20 protein-coding genes are annotated in these 20,128 nt (G+C 58.0%); 6 read left to right on the top strand and 14 right to left on the bottom strand.

Going from position 1 to position 20,128, the window contains the following annotated elements; translation table 11 throughout:
- The first annotated feature begins 84 nt into the window (after positions 1-84).
- Complete coding sequence (locus BLV81_RS01755; protein ID WP_092351812.1) at positions 85-549, top strand: (2Fe-2S)-binding protein; 465 nt, start codon at positions 85-87, stop codon at positions 547-549.
- Positions 546-2,885, top strand: a complete 2,340-nt coding sequence (locus BLV81_RS01750) for a xanthine dehydrogenase family protein molybdopterin-binding subunit (protein WP_092351810.1) — start codon at positions 546-548, stop codon at positions 2,883-2,885. The genes BLV81_RS01755 and BLV81_RS01750 overlap by 4 nt, the downstream gene beginning before the upstream one ends.
- A gap of 87 nt (positions 2,886-2,972) precedes the next feature.
- On the opposite strand, the gene rraA is transcribed toward BLV81_RS01750, so the two are convergent.
- The 9 genes from rraA to BLV81_RS01705 form a co-directional block, all read right to left on the bottom strand.
- Positions 2,973-3,467: a ribonuclease E activity regulator RraA gene (gene rraA, locus BLV81_RS01745; RefSeq protein WP_092351808.1), complete on the bottom strand. Its 495-nt coding sequence runs from the start codon at positions 3,465-3,467 to the stop codon at positions 2,973-2,975.
- A gap of 59 nt (positions 3,468-3,526) precedes the next feature.
- The gene (locus tag BLV81_RS01740; protein WP_143036245.1) at positions 3,527-5,308 is read right to left on the bottom strand and encodes a diguanylate cyclase; all 1,782 of its coding nucleotides are present in this window, start codon (positions 5,306-5,308) and stop codon (positions 3,527-3,529) included.
- Positions 5,309-5,498: 190 nt separating this feature from the next.
- Positions 5,499-8,102 (bottom strand): ATP-dependent chaperone ClpB, encoded by a 2,604-nt coding sequence (clpB, locus tag BLV81_RS01735; protein ID WP_092351804.1) that lies wholly within the window; start codon positions 8,100-8,102, stop codon positions 5,499-5,501.
- Positions 8,103-8,179: 77 nt separating this feature from the next.
- A complete protein-coding gene (crcB, locus tag BLV81_RS01730; protein ID WP_092351802.1) occupies positions 8,180-8,554 on the bottom strand; it encodes a fluoride efflux transporter CrcB in 375 nt (124 codons plus the stop codon).
- Positions 8,551-9,048 (bottom strand): molybdenum cofactor biosynthesis protein MoaE, encoded by a 498-nt coding sequence (locus BLV81_RS01725; RefSeq protein WP_092351800.1) that lies wholly within the window; start codon positions 9,046-9,048, stop codon positions 8,551-8,553. Before BLV81_RS01725 ends, crcB begins: the two co-directional genes overlap by 4 nt.
- 47 nt (positions 9,049-9,095) lie before the next feature.
- Positions 9,096-9,353, bottom strand: a complete 258-nt coding sequence (gene moaD / locus BLV81_RS01720; protein WP_092352316.1) for a molybdopterin converting factor subunit 1 — start codon at positions 9,351-9,353, stop codon at positions 9,096-9,098.
- Positions 9,354-9,404: 51 nt separating this feature from the next.
- A complete protein-coding gene (gene glp, locus BLV81_RS01715; protein ID WP_092351798.1) occupies positions 9,405-10,643 on the bottom strand; it encodes a molybdopterin molybdotransferase MoeA in 1,239 nt (412 codons plus the stop codon).
- A 38-nt stretch (positions 10,644-10,681) separates the two neighbouring features.
- Positions 10,682-12,142, bottom strand: a complete 1,461-nt coding sequence (thrC, locus tag BLV81_RS01710) for a threonine synthase (RefSeq protein WP_092351796.1) — start codon at positions 12,140-12,142, stop codon at positions 10,682-10,684.
- Positions 12,143-12,263: 121 nt separating this feature from the next.
- Positions 12,264-12,518 (bottom strand): DUF2164 domain-containing protein, encoded by a 255-nt coding sequence (locus BLV81_RS01705; protein WP_092351795.1) that lies wholly within the window; start codon positions 12,516-12,518, stop codon positions 12,264-12,266.
- A 289-nt stretch (positions 12,519-12,807) separates the two neighbouring features.
- Here BLV81_RS01705 and gmk point away from each other — a divergent pair, with 289 nt between their 5' ends.
- The 3 genes from gmk (at position 12,808) to BLV81_RS01690 (ending at position 16,079) form a co-directional block, all read left to right on the top strand.
- Positions 12,808-13,452 carry a guanylate kinase gene (gene gmk / locus BLV81_RS01700; protein WP_092351793.1) on the top strand — a complete coding sequence of 215 codons (645 nt, stop codon included), beginning with the start codon at positions 12,808-12,810 and terminating at the stop codon, positions 13,450-13,452.
- Between the two features lie 41 nt (positions 13,453-13,493).
- A complete protein-coding gene (gene rpoZ / locus BLV81_RS01695) occupies positions 13,494-13,697 on the top strand; it encodes a DNA-directed RNA polymerase subunit omega (RefSeq protein ID WP_092351791.1) in 204 nt (67 codons plus the stop codon).
- A 96-nt stretch (positions 13,698-13,793) separates the two neighbouring features.
- On the top strand, positions 13,794-16,079 hold the full coding sequence (locus tag BLV81_RS01690; RefSeq protein ID WP_092351788.1) for a RelA/SpoT family protein: 2,286 nt from the start codon (positions 13,794-13,796) through the stop codon (positions 16,077-16,079).
- 52 nt (positions 16,080-16,131) lie between these two features.
- Here BLV81_RS01690 and BLV81_RS01685 read toward each other — a convergent pair whose 3' ends face one another.
- The 4 genes from BLV81_RS01685 to BLV81_RS01670 all read right to left on the bottom strand — a co-directional run bounded on the left by BLV81_RS01685 (position 16,132) and on the right by BLV81_RS01670 (position 19,346).
- On the bottom strand, positions 16,132-16,578 hold the full coding sequence (locus BLV81_RS01685; protein ID WP_092352314.1) for a DUF1178 family protein: 447 nt from the start codon (positions 16,576-16,578) through the stop codon (positions 16,132-16,134).
- Between the two features lie 147 nt (positions 16,579-16,725).
- Complete coding sequence (locus BLV81_RS01680) at positions 16,726-18,351, bottom strand: diguanylate cyclase domain-containing protein (RefSeq protein ID WP_176992703.1); 1,626 nt, start codon at positions 18,349-18,351, stop codon at positions 16,726-16,728.
- A gap of 105 nt (positions 18,352-18,456) precedes the next feature.
- Positions 18,457-18,771 carry a hypothetical protein gene (locus BLV81_RS01675; protein ID WP_092351784.1) on the bottom strand — a complete coding sequence of 105 codons (315 nt, stop codon included), beginning with the start codon at positions 18,769-18,771 and terminating at the stop codon, positions 18,457-18,459.
- A gap of 176 nt (positions 18,772-18,947) precedes the next feature.
- Entirely contained in the window at positions 18,948-19,346 is a 399-nt protein-coding gene (locus tag BLV81_RS01670; RefSeq protein WP_218134234.1) for a hypothetical protein, read from the bottom strand.
- Positions 19,347-19,583: 237 nt separating this feature from the next.
- Here BLV81_RS01670 and BLV81_RS01665 point away from each other — a divergent pair, with 237 nt between their 5' ends.
- A complete protein-coding gene (locus BLV81_RS01665) occupies positions 19,584-19,817 on the top strand; it encodes an H-NS histone family protein (RefSeq protein ID WP_092351780.1) in 234 nt (77 codons plus the stop codon).
- Here the strand turns inward: BLV81_RS01665 and BLV81_RS01660 are convergent.
- Positions 19,818-20,128: autotransporter outer membrane beta-barrel domain-containing protein (locus BLV81_RS01660; RefSeq protein WP_143036244.1), on the bottom strand; the 311-nt coding region annotated here is incomplete at its 5' end.

The following is a 20,128-nucleotide window of genomic DNA, read 5'->3' as shown; positions in this document are numbered from 1 at the left end:
GAATCGCCGGTGCCGGTAAATTGGCAACAGCAAATTTATCCTTCAATAGCTTAACAACCCCAACTTGGAAAGGTAGAACCCGCCATGACAAGCCTGAACATCAACGGCAAGCAGCATGAAATCGACTTACCGGAAGACACGCCGCTGCTGTGGACCCTGCGCGACCACGTCGGCCTGACCGGCACCAAATTCGGTTGCGGCATGGCCCTCTGCGGCGCCTGCACCGTCCATCTGGACGGCGCGCCGATCCGCTCCTGCATTACCCCGATCAGCGCCGCTGCCGGCAAGAAAGTCACCACCATCGAAGCGATGGCTGAGGACCAGGTCGGCCATGCGGTGCAGGAAGCATGGATTGCACTGGGCGTGCCGCAATGCGGTTATTGCCAGGCCGGCCAGATCATGTCGGCGACCGCCCTGCTGAAAACCACCGCCAAGCCCACCGACAAGGAAATCGACGATGCCATGAGCGGCAATATCTGCCGCTGCGGCACCTATACCCGCATCCGTGCCGCGATCAAACAAGTCGCCGCTAAAGGAGTCGCCAAATGAGCGCCGCTTTTCAAAAAAATAGCGCTAACACCGCTGACAGCGGCATTGCGTCTGTAGCGTCGCTCAGCCGCCGCACCTGGCTCAAAGGCATCGGCGCATTTACCGGTCTGGCGTTGACGGTTGGCGTGAACGGACTGGTGATGGCAGCCGCTGCTGCCCCGGCAAAAAAATACGGCGGCGCCAACATGCCTGGCGGCACCGTCAACGATCCCTTGATCTTCGTGTCGATAGGCGCCGACGGCATTGTCACCATCGTTGCCCATCGCTCCGAAATGGGCCAGGGCATCCGCACCAGCCTGCCGCTGGTGGTGGCCGATGAGCTCGACGCCGACTGGAGCCGCGTGCGCGTGGTGCAGGCCCATGCCGACGAAAGCCGCTACGGCAACCAGAATACCGATGGCTCGCGCAGCATGCGCCATTTCTTTACCCCTATGCGCCAGGTGGGCGCCACTGCCCGCCTGATGCTGGTTTCCGCCGCCGCCACACGCTGGAGCGTGCCGGCATCGGAAATCACCACCAAAAACCATGAGGTGCTGCACGCCAGAAGCGGCCGCAAGCTAGGCTTCGGCGAGCTGGCGGTCGCTGCCGCCAAATTGCAGGTGCCGCCAGCAGCCCAGGTGCAATTGAAGGATGCCGCGCAGTTCCGCTATATCGGCAAAGACGTATTCAACAGCGTCGATTTCCGCGACATCGTTACCGGCAATACCCACTATGGCATCGACACCCGTCTCGACGGCATGCTATATGCGGTGATCGCACGGCCGCCGGTGTTTGGCGGCAAAGTAGCCAATTTCGATTCTGCCGCAGCCTTGAAAATCCCGGGCGTAGTGCGCGTAATCGAACTCAAAGGCAGCCCGCCGCCCGCCAGGTTCAATCCATTGGGCGGGATTGCCGTGATTGCGCGCAACACCTGGGCCGCAATCAAAGGCCGTGAAGCCTTGAAGATCACCTGGGACCATGGTCCGCATGCCGGCTACGATTCGACCGCATTCAAGACCACCTTGCAGGAAGCCGCGCGCAAGCCGGCCAAGGTAGTGCGCAATAACGGCGACGCCATGGCCGTGCTGGCGCAAGCCGGCAAGCGTATCGAAGCCGAGTACTACATCCCGCATCTGGCGCATGCCACCATGGAACCGCCGGCAGCCACGGCCCGCACCGCTAACGGCAAATGCGAAGTCTGGGCCTGCGTGCAGGATCCGCAAGCCACGCGCGACACGGTGGCAGATCGCCTGGGCTGGAAGAGCGACGCCGTGACAGTCAATGTCACCTTGCTGGGCGGCGGTTTCGGCCGCAAATCCAAGCCAGATTTTGCCGCCGAAGCGGCGCTGCTCTCGCAAGCGATGGAAGGCGCGCCAGTCAAGGTTACCTGGACCCGCGAAGACGATCTGCGCCACGATTATTTTCACACCGTCTCGCTGGAACGCCTGGAAAGCACGCTCGATGCCAAAGGCAAACCGCTAGCCTGGCTGCACCGTAGCGCGGCGCCGACCATCGCTTCCACTTTCGCCGCCGGCGCCAAGGGCGAACAGCCAGGCGAACTCGGCATGGGCGCGATCAACATTCCGTTCGTGATTCCGAATATCCGCATCGAAGCGCCGGAAGTCGAAGCGCATACACGGATCGGCTGGTTCCGCTCGGTCTACAACATCCCGCACGCGTTTGCAGTGCAATCGTTCGTGGCCGAACTGGCGGCGGCAGCCGGGCGCGACCACAGAGAATTCCTGCTGGAGCTGATAGGCCCGGCGCGCCAGCTCAATCCGCAAGACATGTCGGACACCACCAACTACGGTGAATCGCCGCTCTTGTATCCGCTCGATACCGGCCGCATGCGGCAAGTGGTGGAGCTGGCGACCAAGGAAGCCGGCTGGGGCCGCAAGCTGCCCAAAGGCCACGGCCTGGGCCTGGCCGTGGCTTACAGCTTCATGTCTTATGTGGCGGCGGTGATTGAAGTGGCGGTGGCCGATGACGGCACCATCAGCATTCCAAGAGTCGACATGGCGATCGATTGCGGCCCGCAGATCACGCCGGACCGGATCCGCTCGCAAGTCGAAGGCGCCTGCATCATGGGGCTGAGCCTGGCGCTGACCGGCGAGATCACCTTCAAGAACGGTAGCGCCGAGCAAGGCAACTTCCATGAATACGAAGTGCTGCGCGCCTTCAGCGCCCCGCGTGACTTGCGGGTTCACATGGTGCCGCACAAGTACGACATTCCGCTGGGAGGTGTCGGCGAACCGGGCACGCCGCCTATCGCTCCGGCGTTGTGCAATGCCATTTTCGCCGCTACCGGCAAGCGTATCCGCAACCTGCCGATCCGGGATCAGCTAAAGAAGAGCTGACGATATAGGGTGGCGCATTGGTGATTTGTGCCCACCCTACTCCTTTCTTACATGAGGTTTACGCCGTGCCAACCAAGGCTGCCTTGTTCAAAGCAGCTTTTGGCCAGCCACCAGCACGCCGTCGGCATCGGCATAGATCCATGCGCCCGGCGCTATCGTCACGCCGGCGATAGAGACGCTGATATCGCGCTCCCCCACTCCTTTGCGGACGCTGCGCTGCGGATGCAACGCCAGCGCGCGCACGCCGATATCGCAGGCGTTCAGCTCGGCCGAATCGCGTACGCAGCCATTCACGATAATGCCGGCCCAACCGTTCTTTTGCGCCAGCACGCCGAGATTGCCGCCAACCAGAGCGCAACGCAAGCTGCCGCCGCCATCGATCACCAGCACCTGGCCGTTACCGGCGGTTTCCAGCGTGCTGCGCACCAGCACATTGTCTTCATGCACCTTGACGGTACGCGCCGGACCGTCAAACGCCTGGCGCTTGCCCAGGGCGACAAACACCGGCGGCAACACCGCCAAGGCGGCAGTACCCAGTTTGTCTTCGTTGGCGTCGCATAAATCGCAGGTAGAAAAAGTCATTGCATCTCCATCGCAAGGGAGTGAAAAGGAAGTGGTGAAAAGGGAATCAGTCGCGGGAATCAGTCGTCCGATGAAAACGTCAGGCCGCCGAATTTCTTGACACTATACATCCGCTTGTCGGCCACCTTCAACAAGGTTTCCAGGTCGAGGCCGTCGGCCGGATACAGGGCGCCGCCGATGGAGGCGCCGACCTGGCAATGTTCGCCGTTAGCCATCAGGATAGGCTTGTTCAACACCGCATAGATCTTTTCCGCGATCGCCAGCGCCGATTCCTCGTCGGCCACGCCAGGCAGGTAGACGATGAATTCATCGCCGCCGAAACGCGCCACCTCATCTTCCTTGCGCAAGGCGTTTTGCAGGCGCAAGCCGACTTCGATCAGCACCCGGTCGCCTTCGTCATGGCCATAGTGATCGTTGACCTGCTTGAACTTGTCCAGATCGACGAACAGTACGGCAAACCGGAACAGCGACGGATCGACATCGGTGCGGCGGCGAAATTCGATCTGTGCGATCAGAGTATCGCGATTGAGCAGGCTGGTAAGGCGGTCGGTGCGCAGATGGCGCTCTATTTCCTGGAAGCTCTTTGCCAGTTCGCCAATCTCGTCCCTGCGGTCGATATTCAATTTGGCAAATGGCCGGCCGCTGCCAATGTTGCGCACGGCCAGCGTCAGCTTGCGGATATCGCGCAGGACCCAGCGCAATATCGCGTAGCCGACCAGCAAAGCCAGCAGGATTACCAGCAGGCCCAGATACAAGCTCTTATAGACGCTGGAATTGACCGCTCCCCAGAAATCCGAACGCGGCAACGCGACCACCGCCACCCAATTCAGCCCGGCAGCATCACGATGAATCTGTGCCGCCACTTCGATCTGCCCGTACTGGCTGGGAAATGCGCCAATGATCAACTTGCTTGGCGTCGGCGGGCTGGCAGCCGAGGTATTTACCGGATCGGTAACCAGCGCCGCCTCACGGTGCTTCTGCAGATAGGTTTGCACCAATTGCCAGCTTTGGCGCATGAAGGGTGAAGCGATATCGTTCAGATTATTTCTTACAGACAGCCTCTGAGCACCGTTGCGCAGGGCGAAGGCGCCTTCTCCATTCGACGCTACGAGCAGGTCGCCGTCGCGCTCAGCCACAAAAGCAACGCCGTTTCTATCCATGGACAAAGTCTGCAAATAGTCGCGTAGCGGCCTCAGCGACAATTCCCTTGCCACCACGCCGAACACTTGCTGGCTGGCGTCAACCACCGGCCGCGCCAACATCAGCACCGGCTCATTGCTGGCGGCATCGATGAACACTGGCGACCAGCTATCTTTTTTCTGGCTGACGGCATTCAAATACCAGCTCTGCTCGCGCGGCTCGTAGTTTTCCGTCTCCAGAAAAGTCATTTCTGTCGCCGGGCCGCGACTGCGATACATGCGGACGGCGCTCTCGCCGGCGCCTCTCAGCCTGACCCGGAATTCGTTGGCGGCGCTTCTGCGGATGGCGACAAAATGGCCGTCCGTACCGGCAAAGCTGATCAAGCCGCCCACCGCCGGAAACAGGCCGCTGGCAATCCACATGCGCTCTTCCAGCCGGTTGACGCTGGCAGGAAAAGGAATAGGGGTCGGAGTTTTATTGGCGGCGCCGGCAACCTGATCGGGCGCGACCACTCGCAACGCCGCGCCGGCGTCGAATAATTGCCTGTTGATGACGCTGTTGATGCCTCCCATCATGTCAGCCAGGACCTTCTGCGACAAGGCATCGGTAGCTTCCTGACCGGTTTGATAGAGCAGCCAGCCGACTGAGACGGCCAGGCACAACAGTAGCGCTGCAAACGGCAAAATGAATAGGCGTTGCAATGAGGTTCGCTTCAAAATTGCCTCGGAAAAACGCAAAAATTGGCAATGCCTGATCTAAGATAAATCAATATACATGCAGCATAAGCTTATAAAAAAAAGGCCACACGGCATAGCCATGTGACCTCTTTTCATAAAGCAACACATTCAAGCCTGCTGCGATTCTACCTGTTTGCGCAGGTAAAATCCGAGCTTACATTGCCACTTTGAACACGATCTCACCATTGTTAACATTTATGTGAACCCTGTCCTTTGGCCCAAACTTACCTTCGAGTATCAATTTGGACAATGGATTCTCGATCTGCTGCTGGATCGCTCGCTTCAATGGCCGGGCGCCGTACACTGGATCGTAGCCTGCCTCTGCGATCTTTTGCAGAGCGCCTTCTGAAATATCCAGCCCCATATCCATTTTTGCCAAACGCTGTTCGAGAATTTTCAGCTGGATCAGCGCGATCGCCCCTATGTTCTTCTCGTCCAAAGCATGGAACACCACGATTTCATCGATACGGTTGATGAACTCGGGACGGAAATGGTTTCTCACTTCCGCCATTACCTCGTCCTTGATCGCCGCCGGATCCGCACCTTCCATCGCCTGGATCCGATGCGAGCCGAGGTTCGAGGTCATCACGATCACCGTATTCTTGAAATCCACGGTACGGCCCTGGCCGTCGGTCATGCGGCCATCGTCCAGCACCTGCAGCAGCACGTTGAAGACATCCGGATGGGCTTTTTCGATTTCATCCAGCAAGATCACGCTGTACGGCTTACGACGCACCAGCTCGGTCAGATAACCGCCCTCTTCGTAGCCGACATAACCCGGCGGCGCGCCGATCAGGCGTGCTACCGAATGCTTCTCCATGAACTCGCTCATGTCGATACGGACCAGGGCATCGGTGCTATCGAACAAGAAGCCGGCCAGCGCCTTGCACAACTCGGTCTTGCCGACGCCGGTGGGGCCAAGGAACATGAATGAACCGTATGGCCGGTCAGGATCGCTCAGACCGGCTCGCGAGCGGCGGATGGCGTCCGACACGGCAACAATCGCCTCATTCTGGCCGACCACGCGTTGATGCAGCTCATCCTCCATCTTGATGAGTTTATCGCGCTCGCCCTGCAGCATCTTGGCCACCGGAATGCCGGTAATGCGCGAGACGATCTCGGCAATCTCGTCTGCGCCAACCTGGGTCCGCACCAGTTGCGGCTTGCCCTCCGGATCCGGATGTTCTGCCGCCAAGGCATCCTGCTTGGATTGCGTCTCAAGCGCTTTCTCAAGCTCATTGAGTTTGCCGTACTTTAGCTCGGAAACTTTTTGCCAGTCGCTCTTGCGCGTCGCTTCGTCAATTTGCACACGCAACTTTTCGATCTCTTCCTTCAGGTGCTTGCTGCCTTGGGCACTGGCTTTCTCGGACTTCCAGATTTCTTCCAGATCGGCATACTCACGCGACAATTTCTCGATTTCCTCTTCGATCAAGGCGAAGCGTTTTTGCGATGCCTCGTCTTTCTCGCGCCGCACCGCCTCACGCTCGATCTTGAGTTGAATCAAGCGGCGATCAAGCTTGTCCATCACCTCCGGCTTGGAATCGATTTCAATCTTGATCTTGGCGGCTGCTTCGTCGATCAGGTCGATAGCCTTGTCCGGCAAGAAGCGATCCGTAATGTAACGATGCGACAGCTCCGCCGCCGCAACAATCGCCGGATCGGTAATTTCAACGCCATGATGGACTTCGTACTTTTCTTGCAAGCCGCGCAGGATGGCGATCGTGGCTTCGACGCTAGGCTCGTCGACCAGAATCTTTTGGAAACGCCGTTCCAGCGCCGCATCTTTCTCGACATACTTGCGATACTCGTCCAGCGTGGTGGCGCCAACGCAATGCAGCTCGCCACGCGCCAGCGCCGGTTTCAGCATATTGCCGGCATCCATCGCGCCTTCGGCCTTGCCGGCGCCGACCATGGTGTGCAACTCATCGATAAACACGATGGTTTGCCCCTCGTCCTGGGCGATTTCCTTCAGCACGGCTTTCAGCCGTTCTTCGAACTCGCCGCGGAATTTCGCGCCGGCCAGCAACGACGCCATGTCCAGCGACAATACGCGTTTCGATTTCAGGCTGTCAGGTACTTCGCCGTTGACGATCCGTTGCGCCAATCCTTCCACAATCGCGGTCTTGCCGACCCCGGGTTCGCCGATCAGCACCGGATTATTCTTGCTGCGCCGTTGCAAAATCTGGATCGCCCGACGGATCTCATCGTCGCGGCCGATCACCGGATCGAGTTTGCCGAGGCGCGCCCGTTCGGTCAGGTCGAGCGTGTATTTTTTCAAAGCTTCGCGCTGTCCCTCGCTATCCTGCGAAGCGACATTGGCGCCGCCGCGCACGGCGGTAATCGCGGCTTCCAGCGCCTTGCGGGTCAGGCCGTTTTCACGCGCCAGACGCCCGGCATCGGACTTATCCTCAAGAAGAGCGAGCAACAGCATTTCGCTGGCAATGAATTCATCGCCGCGCTTCTGTGCTTCCTTGTCGGCCAGATTGAGCAAGGCCGACAGATCGCGGCCGATCTGTACTTCGCCGCCATGGCCGGAGACTTTAGGCAAGCGCTCCAGCGCTGCCTTCAAGCCGGCGCCGAGCGCGGCGACGTTGACGCCCGCGCGTTGCAGCAAGGAGGTGGCGCTGCCATCGTTCTGATTCAATAAAGCGACCAAGACATGGACCGGCTCAATATACTGATTATCATTACCGACGGCCTGGCTCTGTCCATCGGCGATTGCTTCTTGCAGCTTGGTGGTTAATTTATCGAAACGCATGGTTCCTCCAAAATATCTAATGAGTAGAAAATTGGGACAGGCCAGCTTATTTCAAGCGCAGGTAGAAAAAAGATAAATTAAAAAGAGATGGCGCGATAGGTCATGAACCCGGCAATACACAAGATAATCGAACCGCAGAGATGCAACAGGGTATGCCCGAGAAACCAACCATACTCGCCCTGCTGTAACAACACCATCGATTCAGCAGAAAAGGTGGAGAAAGTAGTCAAACCGCCAAGAAATCCTGTAATCACCAGCAGTCGCCATTCGACGGGCAGCAAGGGATGGCCTTCAAAGAAACCGACGGCCAGCCCTGCCAGGTAGCCGCCGGCCAGATTCACCAGCAGAGTACCCAGCGGCAATTGATTCTGATATGCGCCCAGCCAGATGCTCGCGCCCCAACGCAGCCAGGCGCCCAGCATCGCGCCGATACCAACCGCCAGCCAGCTCACTTCTTGCTTTCGCGCATAGGCAGCGGCAGCGGATCCTGCTCTTCCTGCTCCCATTTGGCCAGCGCATCGTCGTCGGTGCTACGGGCGTCGACCCAGCGCGCGCCCTGGTCCGTGTGTTCTTTTTTCCAGAACGGCGCTTCGGTTTTCAGGTAGTCGATAATGTATTCGCAGGCGGCAAAGGCGTCGCCGCGATGCGCCGAACTCACCGCCACCAGCACGATCTGGTCGAGCGGCAGCAAGGGGCCGATGCGGTGTATCACCAGCGCATCGAAGATATCCCAGCGCTGCTTGGCCTGCTCGACAATTGCGGCCAGGGCCTTCTCGGTCATGCCGGGATAATGTTCCAGCTCCATCTGGGCGACGGTGCTGCCGTCGTTCAAATCGCGCACGGTGCCGAGAAAGCTGACTACGGCGCCGATTTTGGGATTGGACAGCCGCAATCGCGCAAGCTCGGCGGCGAAATCGAAATCCTCTGTCTGAACACGGATGGGCATAGTCAAGACCTCATGGACAGCAACAAACCAATGTCAGCCACCGGTAGTTAGCCACCGGTTACCGGCGGGAAAAATGCTACTTCGCCGCCCTCGGCCAGGGCGGCATCGGCATTCACCAATTCCTGATTGAACGCCATGCGCAAGGCCCGGCCGTCAGCCAGTGCCTCAGCCCAAACCGGGCCGCGCGCGCGCAAAAAAATGCGCAGCTCGCCAACGGTGGCAATCGAAGCCGGCAACTCCAGCGTCTCCTGAGACACATTAAGCGCCTCACGGAGGCTGGCAAAAAAGCGCAGCTGGATTTTCATTACATTCTCTTTTTCGATCAATTACAAGGTTGTTTACTTTTACTATTATTTTTACTGCAGTAGAGCTGAAAACGGCAAGAAACGCAGCAAGTCGCCCTTGGCGATGGTTGTTCCGGCTGGATTGTCGGCCAGGCCGTCGCCCCAGACAGTGGATGTCAGCACGCCCGAGCCCTGCTGCGGGAATAAATCGAGGCCGCCGCCGGCGTTGATTTTTACGCGCAGGAATTCCTGGCGGCGATCGGCCTTGGGCCAATCGAAATCGGCGCGCATGGAGACCGCCTGCGGCGCCAGCCCGGCTGCCGCCACGCCTTGCTGATGCAAGATGAAGGGCCGTACAAAGATCAGGAAGGTCACAAAGCTGGAGACCGGATTGCCGGGCAAGCCGATAAAGAAAGCCATGCCGCCGCCGGCGCGGCGGATTTCGCCGAAGGCGAGCGGCTTGCCTGGTTTCATGGCGATTTGCCACATGTTCAGACGCCCTTCCGCTTCGACCGCCGGTTTGACGTGATCTTCCTCGCCGACCGACACGCCGCCGGAAGTCAGAATCAAGTCGTGTTCCTGGGCCGCCAGGCGCAGGGCCTCGCGGGTCGCTTCACGATTGTCCGGCACGATGCCGTAATCGCTGATTTCACAACCGAGGTTTTCCAGCAGGCCGCGCAACACGAATCGGTTCGAGTTGTAAATGGCGCCCGGTTTCAATGGCTGGCCAGGCATGGCCAGTTCATCGCCGGTGAAAAACATCGCCACCCGCAATTTGCGCAATACCGGCACTGTTTCCAGGCCGACCGATGCCGCCAGGCCAAGATGCTGTGGCCGCAGCCGCGTGCCGGCCGGCAGGATCACGCTGCCGCTGCGGATATCTTCACCGGCGCGCCGTACCCATTCACCGCAAGCGGGCGTATGTTTGATCACTACCGCATCGCCGTCGGCCTCGCACATTTCCTGCATTACAACGGCATCCGCGCCCTCAGGAATCATGGCGCCGGTAAAAATCCGGGCAGCGGTGCCGGCCTGCAGCGGCGCGCCGACATGGCCGGCCGCAATCCGTTGCGACACCTGCAGTCTTGCAGCGCCGCCGACGCAATCCGCAGCGCGTACGGCGTAACCGTCCATCTGCGTGTTATCCGCTGGCGGCACATTGATGTGAGAAGTCTGGGCGCTTGCCAGTATCCGGCCATTGGCTATCAGCGTCGGCATCTGTTCGATGGCGGCGCTGTCGACCAGCGGGCGCGGCGCGGCCAATAATACGTCGAGGGCTTCAGCAACGGACAACATAGGTGGTTTTTGCATTATCTGATTCTGATCGCAGCTAGTTCATTACAGCAAATTTATAGGCCGGTATGGCCGGCAATGAAAGCCTTGACCTGCGCCACATCGGCCGCCATCACTTCGAAGCGCTGCGGCAGCGCTTCTATGTTTTCAAAGCCGGCTGGCCGCTCGGCATCGCGTCCCAGCGCTTCGCGGATGGTCTCGTTGAACTTGGCCGGCAACGCAGTTTCCAGCACGATCATCGGTACGCCCGGCGTTACGTATTCGCGCGCCACCTTGACGCCGTCGGCGGTGTGCGTATCAATCGTGACGCCATAGCGCTGTTCGATATCGCGGATGGTGTCCAGCCGGTCCTGATGGGTCGATTTGCCGGACTGGAAGCCGAAGTTGCCGATCTTGGCAAACTCGTCGCCGTCGCTGCCGGGGCCGCCCGCCAGGTTGAATCCGCCTTCAGTTTCCACCTTATGGAACAGAGCGCGCACGCGTTCGCTGTCGCCATCCAGCAAATCGTGGATGAAACGCTCGAAATTCGAGGCCTTGCTGATGTCCATGCTGGGGCTGCTGGTGTGGTAAGTCTCGGCCGATTTGCGCACCCGGTAGATCCCGGTGCGGAAAAATTCGTCGAGCACGTCGTTCTCGTTGGTGGCTGCCACCAGCTTATCTATCGGCAAGCCCATCATGCGCGCGATATGGCCGGCGCAGATATTGCCGAAATTACCCGAAGGAACGGTAAACGATACTTTTTGATCGTTGCCGGTGGTAGCGCTCAGGTAGCCGCGGAAGTAATACACCACCTGCGCCACGACACGCGCCCAGTTGATCGAATTGACGGTGCCGATTTTCTGGCTGGCCTTGAACGCATGATCGTTGGATACCGCCTTGACCATATCCTGGCAATCGTCGAATACGCCTTCTACCGCGATATTGAAGATATTCGGGTCTTGCAGGCTGAACATTTGCGCGGTCTGGAACGCGCTCATTTTCTTGTGCGGCGACAGCATGAAAACGCGTATGCCCTTTTTGCCGCGCATCGCGTATTCCGCCGCGCTGCCCGTATCGCCGGAAGTGGCGCCGAAAATGTTCAGTTTGGCGTCGTTCTTGGCCAGTGTGTATTCAAACAGGTTGCCCAGCAACTGCATCGCCATATCCTTGAAGGCGAGCGTCGGGCCGTTTGACAGTGCCTGCAGCAGCAGCTTGCTGCCATCCTTTTCTTCCAGCACGCGCAACGGCGTAATCTGGCCGGCATCGTCGCCCGCCCGCACATTGCGGTAAACCTCGGCGCTGTAGGTCTTGTGCGCCAGCGCCTTCAAATCGGCTGCCGGCACATCGGTAGCGAATTTCCTCAGCACTTCATACGCCAGGTCGGCATACGACAAGCTGCGCCACAGATCCAGCTCGGCGCCGGTGACTTGCGGATATTCCGCTGGCAGGTACAAACCGCCATCCGGGGCCAGGCCGCCTAACAGAATTTCGGAAAATTTTTGGGCAGCTGCGTGGCCGCGAGTCGAAACATAATGCATATCGTGGATGGTGTTGGGTAAAGTTGCGAATAAGGATGAAAGGATGAGGTCTGCTTACATTATAGCGTCCGCTACCATGCCGCTGTCAGCTTTGGACGTGCGCAGCCGGTCCTGGCCAGGCTTATTTTTTCCTCTTCCAGTAATCCTCGGTCTCTGCATAGCACTCGACCGCCAGATCCGAGACTTTCGCCTCCATATGCGCCTGCGCATCGGCAATCGCCTGGTTATAAATGCCGGGGCCGATTACCCGCAGGCAGAAATCGAGCAGCATGCCCGCTTTCAGGTCGCCGATCGGCTCTTCCATGTTTTCCTTGAAATAGCGCTGAATCGATCCGATCAGATCTTTCTGCTCGCTTTGCTGTAATTTGATCGCCACAGTGAATTTCCTTATCGTTTTTATATCATTAAAGCGAACGGTCAGCGCGTGCGCTTTTTTGAAAAACCATAAATGTACACCATGCCCGGGCTGCCGTTATCACATCGCCAATATACTTGCCACGCGCACCATACCGGAAAGATACAAATCCACGCTGCAGTCTTATTGCCGCGCTGATACAATGACACTCTTGTAGTCAGGTATGTTAAATGCTTGATGGATTGCACACTACTCAATTGTCATGACACCTCCACTTCTCCCTACCTCACCGATTGAACCTGTTTCGGCAATGCCGGACGAACATCCCATGTCGGGCAGCCTGTTCATGGTGGTAGCACCTTCCGGTGCCGGCAAATCGACGCTGGTCAATGCCCTGCTGGCACAAGAAAAAGCCATCAAACTGTCGATTTCCTACACTACGCGGCCACCACGCCCGAGTGAGCAGGACGGCCGCGAATATCATTTCACTACGGTTGAAGACTTCCGCACGCGCCACAAACAAGGCGAATTCCTGGAGTGGGCCGAAGTACATACCAATTATTACGGCACTTCGCGCCTGGCGATTGCCGAGCAAATGCAATCCGGCACCGACGTTTTGCTGGAGATCGACTGGCAAGGCGCGCAGCAAGTGAAGAAGCAATTCCCGCACGCGGTCGGGATTTTTATCCTGCCGCCGTCGATTGCAGCCCTGGAAGACCGCCTGAAAAAGCGTGGCCAGGACGAACCGCAGGTCATTACGCGCCGGATTCTTGCCGCCGGCGGCGAAATCGCCCACGCCCCCGAGTTTGAATATGTTATTATTAATCAAGAGTTTGCAACTGCTCTGTCGGAATTAACAGCGATCGTCAAAGCTACCCGCTGCCGCTTTTCACAGCAGGCGGTGCGCAACGCGTCTTTGTTTGCCCAATTGGGTATCCACGCCAATTTAAGTTAGTATTGAATCAACACCTAGCAACACCGTTTTCCGGAGAATATATGGCCCGCATCACCATCGAAGATTGTTTGAAACAAATCCCTAACCGTTTTCAGTTGACGCTGTCCGCGACTTATCGCGCGCGCCAGTTGTTGCAAGGCCACACTGCAAAAATTGACGCAAAAGACAAACCAACCGTGATTGCACTGCGCGAAATCGCTGCAGGCAAGATCGGTATTGAAATGCTGAAAAAGGTACCTGGCTAACAGATTAATTGAGGACAGAGTAATGCGTCACGCTTCGGTGGCTTGCAAACTCTGTCCCGCAATTAGTAAAACTCATGCGGCTGATAGCTACCCAGTATGAACCTGACCTCTCCAGATTCAAGTCTGTCATCAGCCGCAACCACTAAAAAACGGGCGGCCTCTCCCCGCTCAGCCAGAAAACCCGCTAATACTCCTCCCTTGCCAGATCATCCGCCCACGCTACAACCCGGCGTCGCTTCGATCACGCACCTGACCACCAAGCTTGCCGACTACCTGACCCCAGCCGAGCTGAAGAAGGTCAGGGAAGCGTATCGCTTTTCGGATGAAATGCATCTGGGTCAGATGCGCAAATCCGGCGAACCTTATATTTCACACCCGATAGCCGTCGCCGAAATCTGCGCCGACTGGAAGCTTGACGCGCAAGCGATCATGGCCGCCCTGCTGCACGACGTCATGGAAGACCAGGACGTCAAGAAGGATGAGCTGATTGAACGCTTCGGCGCGCCGGTGGCGACTTTGGTTGACGGTTTGTCGAAGTTGGACAAGATCGAATTCCAGAGCCAGATCGAAGCCCAGGCCGAAAATTTCCGCAAGATGCTGCTGGCGATGGCGCGCGATGTGCGCGTGATCCTGGTCAAGCTGGCCGACCGCTTGCACAATATGCGCACGCTGGGCGTGATGGTCCCGGAAAAGAAGCGTCGCATCGCCCGTGAGACGATGGAGGTCTACGTTCCGATCGCGCATCGCCTGGGCCTTAACAATATCTACCGCGAGCTGCAGGAACTGGCGTTTTCGCATCTGTACCCGCTGCGCCATCGCACCTTGGCCAAAGCAGTCAAGGCGGCGCGCGGCAATCGACGCGAAGTGGTCAGCAAGATCCTGGAATCGGTCAGCACCACGCTGGCGGCAACCGGCATCAACGCGCAAATAGACGGCCGCGAGAAGAGCCTGTTCGGCATCTACCGCAAGATGCACAGCAAGCATCTGTCATTTTCGCAGGTGCTGGATGTGTACGGCTTCCGTATCGTGGTCGATACCTTCGCCAATTGCTACCTCGCGCTCGGCACCCTGCATGCGCTGTACAAGCCGATGCCGGGCAAGTTCAAGGATTACATCGCGATCCCCAAGCTGAATGGCTATCAGTCGCTGCACACGACCTTGATCGGCCCGTACGGTACGCCGGTGGAATTCCAGATACGCACCCAGGACATGCATCGGGTAGCCGAGTCGGGCGTTGCCGCGCACTGGCTGTACAAGGACGAAGAAGGCAATCTGAGCGATTTGCAGCAGCGCACCCACGCCTGGCTGCAGTCGCTGCTCGACATCCAGAAACAAACCGGCGATTCGGCCGAGTTCCTGGAGCATGTCAAGGTCGACCTGTTTCCCGATTCGGTTTACGTGTTTACGCCGAAATCGAAAATCATCGCCTTGCCGCGTGGCGCCACCGCGCTTGATTTCGCCTATACCATCCATACCGATGTCGGCGACCAGACTATCGCCGCCAAGATCAATCACGAAGCTGCGCCGCTGCGCACAGAATTGCACAACGGCGACATCGTCGAAATCATTACCTCGACCAGTTCGCGCCCTAGTCCCAACTGGCTCAGTTTTGTGCGCACCGGCAAAGCGCGTTCGGCCATCCGTCATCATCTGCGCACCATCAATCTGAGCGAGTCGGTGGAACTCGGCCAGCGACTGCTGTCGCAGGCGCTGGCGATGCTCAACCTGAATCCGGTGCTGGCGCCGATCGTGATCGATCGCCTGTTGAATGAATCCAGCGCCAAGTCGCTAGATGAAATCTATGCCGACATCGGCGTCGGCAAACGTATGGCGACCCTGGTGGCGCGCCATATCATGGGCTTGCTCGAAAACGAACCTTTGCAGACGCCGCTGCTCGACATGGAAGGTATTGTCGCTCCCGCCAAGATGGACCCGGTGGTGATCTATGGCAGCGAAGGCGTGTCGGTGCAGCTGTCGCCATGCTGCCAGCCGATTCCGGGCGATCACATCACCGGCCAGCTCAAGCGCGACCAGGGCCTGGTGGTGCACACCGAAGACTGCCACATCGCCAAGCGCCAACGCAACAAGGACCCTGATCGCTGGATTGAAGTGCTGTGGGGCGAAGACCTGAATCGCCGCTTCGATTGCCGCATCAAGGTGCTGGTGCATAACGACAAGGGCATCCTGGCCCGGGTCGCCGCCGAAATCGGCGACTCCGACGCCAACATCATCTATGTCAACATGGATGACGACAAAGATCAGTTGATGACGCAGCTGATCTTCACCATCCAGGTCGAAGACCGGGTGCACCTGGCCAGGTTGATGCGCAATGTCCGCCGCATCCGCGGCGTCACACGGATTCTGCGGGATCGCAACGCGTAACTGCCGGCCTGCCGGTGCAGCATAACGGCAGCCGGCCTACTGAATTATTGAATTATTGAAGCGACCGCTTGGGAGGTATCGACAGCGGCAAATGGAAAACATCGATGCCCTCCTCTGCCAGCTCCTCGCATTGTTCCGCCGATGCAATGCCGCGTATTCCATGCCCGGGCACTTCCTTGTAATGAATCCGACGCGCTTCCTCGGCAAAACCTGCGCCCACATCTTCCGTATTTTCCATCACATGACGCACCACGTCCTGCAGACGCTGCTGAAATTGCGCCACTGCCGCCGAACTCAAACCCGCGTCGCCGCCGGCAGGATTTGATTTGGCTGCGGATAAATTCAGATGCGGGGCTGACGGCAGCTTGCCGACTTTCAGGCTGTCGCACACCGGGCAAATAATCTGCCGTCCCGCCGATTGCGACAGAAAATCTTCCTCCGAGGCAAACCAGCCCTCAAAGCGATGATTTCGTTCACAAGCTAAATTGTAGACTTTCATGATGAACGGCACTTCGTCGGCGCGGAAAAGCAAGGATCTTACACTAAGCAGCATAGAACTTATTTCCGGCGCCCGCTGATTAAAGCTGATTTGCCGCTTGCAACAACATCTCGCCGATCCGGCTCGGCTAGTGCCAAATTCCACGCCCTAAATGCTGAAAGATTCAAAGGTTTCATCAAAAACACAAAATTTGTTCTTCCCGGCCCGCTTCGCTCGATACATGGCGATGTCGGCCTGCGACATCAGTTGCGACGCTGAAACGCCGATGCCGGGGTACAGCGCGATACCGATCGAGGCGCTCAGCTCAAATATTTTGCCGCCGACATTGAAAGGTATGCTGAGTGTCTCCAGCAATTGCTGAGCCACGACAATCGCTCCACTGTGGGCATCGCTGAGATCAGTCAGCAGGATAACGAATTCGTCGCCACCCAGGCGCGCCACGGTATCCGTGCCCCTTCGTTCGTCCAGCAAGCGTGCCGCGACCTGGTGCAAAACTCCATCACCCGCCGCGTGTCCATATTGATCGTTGATCGGCTTAAAGTCATCCAGATCGCAAAACAGCAGCGCAAAATGCGAGCCCTCGCGCTGGGCGCGCACCACCGCCTGCTGCAAACGATCTTCCAGCATAGTCCTGTTGTACAGACCGGTGAGCGCATCGTGATGCGCCATGAATGCCATGCTCGCCTCGCTCGCCTTGAGCGCGGCTTCTTTTTCATACAGCCGTTCCACCAAATAATTAAAACCAAGCACCAGATCGCCTACTTCGTCGCGGCGCCTGACCGGCAGCGGCGCCAGCGGCCGCGTGCCATCCGCCATTTCGCGCATCGCCTGCGCCGCACTCGTCAGCGGCCGCAACAAGCGCGGCAGCACCAACATCAATATCGCGATCGTCCCGAACAGTACCACCAGCGTGTTCTTCAGGAAGAAATTCCGCATGGCTTGAATCGGATGAAACACCTCTGCAGTAGGTATCCGTGCGACGACAAACCATCCTGTGCTCGGCACCGTCACCATGGAAGACAACTCCTCCACACCTTTCGCGTTAATCGTTATCCCGGTGCCGCGGAAGCCGGCCATGGCGCGATCGTGCAACAGATTCACGCCGGCTGCAGGGGTCGGCGCTAACACCATCGCAGGGTCGCTGGCGGCGACGAATAACTTATCGGCCGGCGAAACCAAAAGAAAGCCGCCGCTCGCTCCGAGCCGGACTTCTTGCAGGCGATCGAGAAAGCCCGGTGTGTTGAGCACCACCACGCCCGCCAGCACCGCCACCACCTGCCTGGCGGCGTTGCGTACCGGCGCCGCCATGATCAAGATCGGCTCGCCGTTAGCGCGTCCGCGCTCCGGCTTGCTCATCACAGGGGAGTCGGCATGCAAGGCAGCCTGGAACCAGTCGATCTCCGAAAAAACCAGGTTGCTGCGCCCCGCTATTGCCGGATATTCGGCTAGCAGGCCGTTGCCATCCGGCCGCAACACCAGCAAACCGCTATTAAACAAGGGGTTCACCCGCTGCCGTTCCCGGACCCAGGTCGCCAGTTTCTCCGGCTGCTGCAACAATTCCGGCGGCAGCGCCGTGCTCAGTTCGCCAATCAGGGCGCGTCTCGCCTGGATACTATGATCGATATCACGCGCGACATAGGAAGCAATCGATAATTGCTGATTTGCAACCTCGTCACGCAGGAGCCCTTGTGCGAACGGCAGCGCAAAAAACACGCGTAGTGAGATACCGGCAACGATAAGCAATACGCCGAGCCCGATAAAGCGGAATTTCATGCTTTGAAATATTCGCATTGGGCAATAATACAGAAAATCGTTAGACGTATGCTTGAAGAAAGGCAGCAGTCAGCAAACGCGAATGGACAACAGATTCAATCCGCCTCAAAATCGCGGCAAATCTGCCAACGTGCGCCCAGATACTTCGGGCCCAGTAATGCCGATCCCCTCAATCCCGTGCTCGTAAATCACCAGCGCGATGCTGGGGCCGCGCACAATTTTTCCATCGACTGAAAATGCAGTAGCGACCTCGTCGCCGAAATGCAACGCGTCGACCACCAGGCTGACATCCTGTTCTGAAGTCTTGTGCTCCCACCCGATAGAACCGTCATCCTTGGGTTTTGCCCGTCCCCAACGCACTTCTTCGATCCGGTCGCCTGCTACGTTAAAACGAAGCGCTTCAATCATATGAATGGACATGCATGTCTCCGGGACAGGAAGTTGAATGGATTTTCACATCATGGTACGCGCCATGTTAATCGGCAGCAAGATGCCTGGCAAAAATTTGCTAGCGCCTTGCGGCCACGACGTGCGTAAAAAAAACGCTACCCAATTTGAATTGGATAGCGTTTTTGCATGGGCTGCGCCCGATCGGATCAGTAAGGAACGTCGCCAGGAACCACCCGCAACCAGCCGCTCGGGCAACTCGGCACGGCGGGATAATAGCCGACCGGGTCGTTACAGTAGTAACTGAAATCAGCACCTGGCGGTACATACATCAATGGCGCCGGGCCTGGATAGAAATCGGGATCATAGTAGATTGGCGGCCAGAAAAAAGGACCGCCTATGATTATCCTGGTACGCCCATGGAAATCGCGAAACCGATGAAAACCGTGGCGAGCTTCCATGCCGCCGCCATGGTGCATGCCGCTGGCGTTGCCATGAAAGCCGCCGCCACGCTCGTGAGACCCGTGATTTTGCGCCACCGCGAAATCGCTGGCAACACTCAACATCAACGCGGTTACCGCACACCATAAAACCGTGAACCTCTTCATAGCAACACCTTTTACTTCCGGCGTTTGCTTCGTTTACCGCCAAGGCAACGCCACAACGACAGCACAAACCACATCCCTGTATTCAATATAGATTGGGCGATAGAAAGGGTAACTACAAATCGGTAATGTTTGCAACAACCTGTATCAATGCGGCAAAACGGCGGCAAGGACACATCCATCTCGTTACGCGCTTACGGTATACTTGCCCGTCCCAAACGCAGAAAGAAAGCACCAGAAATGACGACCTACAAAGAGCTGCAAGCACAAATCGAACAATTGAGAAAACAGGCAGAGGAACTGCGGCAAGCCGAAATCGCTGACGTCATCACCGAAATCAAAGCCAAGATGAACGAGTATGGCATTACCGGCGCGGATCTGGGCCTGATGGGCAAGAAACGCATCATGAAAACCAGCCCGGCAATGGCGCCGGAAGTGCCGGCGCCTGCACAGCCCGCCGGCAGTGAAATGTAATCAATCGAGTTTACTGCGCAGCCCCAGCGACAGCACATTGTTACGCAAGCCGCCGCTGCCCAGCTGCGCATCGTAGTTGAGATACCAGCCCCAGCGCTGGTCCACCGCGGTACTCAACCCCAGCCCGGCCCAGCCGGAACTGCGCGCCAAGCCTATCCCCTGCACCGTAAAACCCGCCGCCGGCGCCCCCACATACGCCGCCCCGAAAACCAGGCTGCCCGCCGTGAACGCATGCTGCCAGGCTGCATACGCCTGCACCACGCTCAAGCCGCCCGACCATTGGAAACTGCTGTCGCCGCGCAAGCCCAGCA

The organism is Collimonas sp. OK242 (assembly GCF_900107095.1).
Classification (GTDB): domain Bacteria; phylum Pseudomonadota; class Gammaproteobacteria; order Burkholderiales; family Burkholderiaceae_D; genus Collimonas.
This window is presented reverse-complemented; position numbering and strand designations above follow the sequence as displayed.

Excerpts from the sequence above, each read along its gene's own strand:
- BLV81_RS01755 (WP_092351812.1), top strand. The coding sequence starts at position 85 with ATGACAAGCCTGAACATCAACGGCAAGCAGCATGAAATCGACTTACCG.
- BLV81_RS01750 (WP_092351810.1), top strand. The coding sequence starts at position 546 with ATGAGCGCCGCTTTTCAAAAAAATAGCGCTAACACCGCTGACAGCGGC.
- rraA (WP_092351808.1), bottom strand. The coding sequence starts at position 3,467 with ATGACTTTTTCTACCTGCGATTTATGCGACGCCAACGAAGACAAACTG.
- clpB (WP_092351804.1), bottom strand. The coding sequence starts at position 8,102 with ATGCGTTTCGATAAATTAACCACCAAGCTGCAAGAAGCAATCGCCGAT.
- BLV81_RS01725 (WP_092351800.1), bottom strand. The coding sequence starts at position 9,048 with ATGCCCATCCGTGTTCAGACAGAGGATTTCGATTTCGCCGCCGAGCTT.
- moaD (WP_092352316.1), bottom strand. The coding sequence starts at position 9,353 with ATGAAAATCCAGCTGCGCTTTTTTGCCAGCCTCCGTGAGGCGCTTAAT.
- glp (WP_092351798.1), bottom strand. The coding sequence starts at position 10,643 with ATGCAAAAACCACCTATGTTGTCCGTTGCTGAAGCCCTCGACGTATTA.
- thrC (WP_092351796.1), bottom strand. The coding sequence starts at position 12,142 with ATGCATTATGTTTCGACTCGCGGCCACGCAGCTGCCCAAAAATTTTCC.
- gmk (WP_092351793.1), top strand. The coding sequence starts at position 12,808 with ATGCCGGACGAACATCCCATGTCGGGCAGCCTGTTCATGGTGGTAGCA.
- rpoZ (WP_092351791.1), top strand. The coding sequence starts at position 13,494 with ATGGCCCGCATCACCATCGAAGATTGTTTGAAACAAATCCCTAACCGT.
- BLV81_RS01690 (WP_092351788.1), top strand. The coding sequence starts at position 13,794 with ATGAACCTGACCTCTCCAGATTCAAGTCTGTCATCAGCCGCAACCACT.
- BLV81_RS01685 (WP_092352314.1), bottom strand. The coding sequence starts at position 16,578 with ATGAAAGTCTACAATTTAGCTTGTGAACGAAATCATCGCTTTGAGGGC.
- BLV81_RS01680 (WP_176992703.1), bottom strand. The coding sequence starts at position 18,351 with ATGAAATTCCGCTTTATCGGGCTCGGCGTATTGCTTATCGTTGCCGGT.
- BLV81_RS01675 (WP_092351784.1), bottom strand. The coding sequence starts at position 18,771 with ATGTCCATTCATATGATTGAAGCGCTTCGTTTTAACGTAGCAGGCGAC.
- BLV81_RS01670 (WP_218134234.1), bottom strand. The coding sequence starts at position 19,346 with ATGAAGAGGTTCACGGTTTTATGGTGTGCGGTAACCGCGTTGATGTTG.
- BLV81_RS01665 (WP_092351780.1), top strand. The coding sequence starts at position 19,584 with ATGACGACCTACAAAGAGCTGCAAGCACAAATCGAACAATTGAGAAAA.